This window comes from Flavobacterium sp., assembly GCF_044339515.1.
Lineage (GTDB): Bacteria > Bacteroidota > Bacteroidia > Flavobacteriales > Flavobacteriaceae > Flavobacterium.
The window spans coordinates 1-3,812 of the sequence record NZ_JBIIVK010000108.1; the positions used below are offsets into that span (position 1 = coordinate 1).

Consider the following 3,812-nt stretch of genomic DNA (forward strand, 5'->3'; position numbering starts at 1 on the left):
AATTTTCCATAGCGGTCAAATATATAAATTTTTGCGTTAGGATTGGTCTCTCTTAACGTAAAAATATTCCATGTGTCATTATATCCATCTCCGTTTGGTGTAAAGAACAGCGGATAATCCACCACATACACCTCGATGGTGGCGTCTTGACATCCGTTTAAGTCTTGCACCGTCACCAAATGACTTCCCGCACTCACGTTGGTAAATACATTACTGGTTTGGAATGGACCGTTATCTAAACTATACACATAATTCGCATTACCTTGATCCGGAATAGTGATGCCTTCTGCAATGATGGTGATTGTAGCATTATCAGTAAAATAATTACTCTGTACATAACTCAAAGTAGCTTGCTCAGACTGAACCACGTTCACCGTTACTGTGTTTGAACAGTTGGGCTCAGTTTGGTCATTGATAACCGTTAAGGTATAAGCTCCCGGAGTATTTACCGTTAAGTTCGCATCTGTTCCCAATACATTTCCTGCTGAATCTGTCCATGAAAAATCGTGTGTGTCTGGGTCTAATCCACTCTCTAAAACAGCCTCTCTAATGATGGCTCCTGTTAAGGGATCGGCACAAATAAAGTCGTCCTGAACCGTTGGTTCGGGCAACTTGTGAACCGTTAGAGTTATTGGAACAATGGTCGGACAACCACTTTGCGTGTTCGGATTAACCAAAATGGCATAAATTTCTTGACTATTAGCTACCGTGTTTGTATAGGTTGCCGGTAAAGCTCCACTGTAATCGTTCTCAGCCGCTGCCTCTTGTGCCGCCGCTAGACTTTCAAAATAGTAAACTACCGTGTCCGGATAATTATTGGTTCCTAATAAAATTGGCGTTACATCTGCATCTAGATTAAATTCGGCTCTGCCATCGTTAGTGTCGTCTTGGTCATCACACTTGGTTATTGACAAATCATCAACAGGTATCGGATTGGCAAAGGTTCCTTCTTCAATCACTAAATCTACCGTACCTACTATAAAACATCCGGTAACGTTGTTCTCTACTCGTACATAAATTGTCTCCGGTGTGCCTTGAATACTTGTACTTGTGTACGTGTTTGGCAATAGTGGACTACCTGACTCTGCATCAATCTGTGACGCATAATATGTCACTGTAAAGTCTGCCTCACTTTGGTCGTCTCCCAAGACATCTTCATTAGCCTGACTTAAAGTGAAAGGTAAAATCGGCTGACTTGGTGCCACACATTGGTATAAATTAACCGGTGATACAATATCCGGTAGCGGATTCACAATCAATTGAAGCTCTACAATCTCATAACATCTTGGCTCTAACGGATTGGTTGGTATTCTGGTTACACGAACATAAATCGTTTGTGTATCGGAATCTGTACTATCATAACTCGTTGGATCCGGAATCGGATTGGTCTCGGTTTCTGCATCTGCAAAACTCTCAAAATAAGTCAATGAAAACTCCGTTAGACTCGCTCCGTTTAAGATATAAAGCTCTCGCTCAGTCAAATCAAAATTCTCTAAACCATCCCCAGGATTTGTATCATCACACTCTTCTATTGGTGCCGGATCAAATAACGGTTCAGGTCTTGGGATTACTCGAATGGTTAAAGTCGTAAAACTTGTACATCCTTCTGAACTCGTTACACGAACACCTAACGTTTGAACCGCTGCAACAGCATTGGTGTAAGCCGTTGGGTCTTGAATCGGATTTACATTATCCCGAGCATTTTGAAGACTTGGATAATAGGTAACGGTATAACCACCTAAATTATTAGTAATAGCATTATCGCGGATGGTTAAATCAAATGCTGTAAATTGATCATTTGGCAAGGCCTCATCACACAAGGATATCGGATCAGGGATAGTGAGTGCCAAAGGTAAATTCACAATCAAATCAAAACTTCCTGTGTGGAAACAACCCGTAGCAATATTCGTTACGCGTACCCAAATCGTTTGTGGGTTGCTTGTGTTTGGATACGATGCTATACTAACAATTGCTCCAATATTATTGATTGCAGCTGCTTCAGAGGTAAAATAACCCACTTGATAATCAGATGCCGCTCCACTTTGAGCCGCTAAGATAGCAGGCGTTTGCACACTCAAATCAAACGTGCTCAATCCGTTTTGCTGATTGCCATCGGTATCACATTGAACAAGATCCGGTAAATTTGTTGGTACTTCCGGTCTTGGGTTTACATTTAATTCCAACATCATCACACGCACACAACCCGTAGTATTATGCTCTGCTCGAACATAAATAAACTGTTGCCATGGTAAGATACTTAAATAAGAAAGTGGTAAATCATTATTTCCATCCAATGCCTCTTGCTCGGTTTCGTGGAAAGTAACACTTACGTCACTTGCTCCATTGAGTAAGCCCGGAACAAGAGCTCCTAAATCGAAAGTGGCTAACCCATCATTGTTGTCGTCACACAAGGTAATTGGGTTAATTGGGATTAGCAATATCGGAAGTGGCTCAACTCGTAAATCCAATGTGGTAGTAGAATAACATCCCGTAACCGGATTAAGCACACGAACATGGATGGTTTGAACATTGGTTACGTTGGTATATAAGCTTGGTAAGGCATTAGTGCCTTGTTGTGCTTGAAGTAGCGTAAAATGGAAAGTAACATCCAAGCCTTCTTGTGTACCTACAATCTCAGCAATGGCTTGCGTTAAATCAAATTCTTCCTGCTCATCGCCCGGATTATTATCATCACACAAGGTTAATGGCGTTGGTAAATTGGCTATCGGTAAAGGATTAACAACTAATTCCAGTGGTGCTACATCAAAACATCCCGTAGCGTTTATCACTACTCGAACCCAAACCGTTTGGGTAGAACTGCTGTATAGCGTTGAAAGTTGTGGCGTTCCAATTATTGCCTCTGCTTCTCCTTGGTGGAAAGTTACCGTATGTAAACTCGGGTCTAAGCCGTCTAAGATATTACTTAAACGAGAGGCTAAATTAAATACTTGAACTCCATCCGTATCATCATCACACAGCTCATAATCATCCGGTGTGGTATTGATTACAGGGAATGGATTCACTATCAAATCAAAGGTTGTAATCGAAGGACAATCCGTAGCTCCCGTATTAATCACTCGAACATAAATGGGTTGAAGCCATGGATTAATCGATAAATAATTGGCAGGACTAGGTATTGGTGCTCCCCCTAATTGGGCATCAAGTAGCGTTTCATGATAAGATACTGTTAATCCTGAAGCTCCTCCCGTTATGATACTTTCGGTTTGAGCTAAATCAAATCGAGTTACCCCATCATTGTTATCATCACAAAGCACCAAATCAGGATGAGTGAAAATGAGTGGTGCAGGTGCAACAGTTACTGTGGCTGTTTGATTAAGCGGCACCGAACAAACCGGAACTGTACTAGTGAAAACACCTATTAACTCATAAGTGGTAGTAGTGATATAGGTATCGGTGATTGTAAACACGCCCGAACCATCAATAGCCTGGGTTTGAATACCTCCTGAATTGATGGTATACTCTATCGTTGTACCCGGAGTGGCTGTGAAGGTTATCGTGGCTTCACCAGTTGGGCATATTGTTATATCGCCTGAAACACTTGCTGTTGGTAAGGGTAATAAGGTTACCGTTCCTGAGCTACTTGCTGAGAAACAACCTGTATTTATATCTGTAATTATTACACTGTAATTTCCGGCTTCTGTGGTGGTAAAACTCGCCACATTACCCGGATTGGATACCGTCGAGGGCACTGTCCATGCATAATCATAAGTACCAGCCGTAGTTGGTGTAGCAATTAGTGTAGCTAAATCTCCCGAACAAACCGTTGGAGAATTAACTGTTACTATTGGATT

Annotated in this window: 1 protein-coding gene; it reads right to left on the reverse strand. The window is 41.6% G+C overall.

Features of this window, described 5'->3' with window-relative positions; translation table 11 throughout:
- Positions 1-3,812 (reverse strand): T9SS type B sorting domain-containing protein (locus ACIQ0M_RS15520; RefSeq protein ID WP_396153870.1); only part of this gene is annotated, 3,812 nt, incomplete at both ends.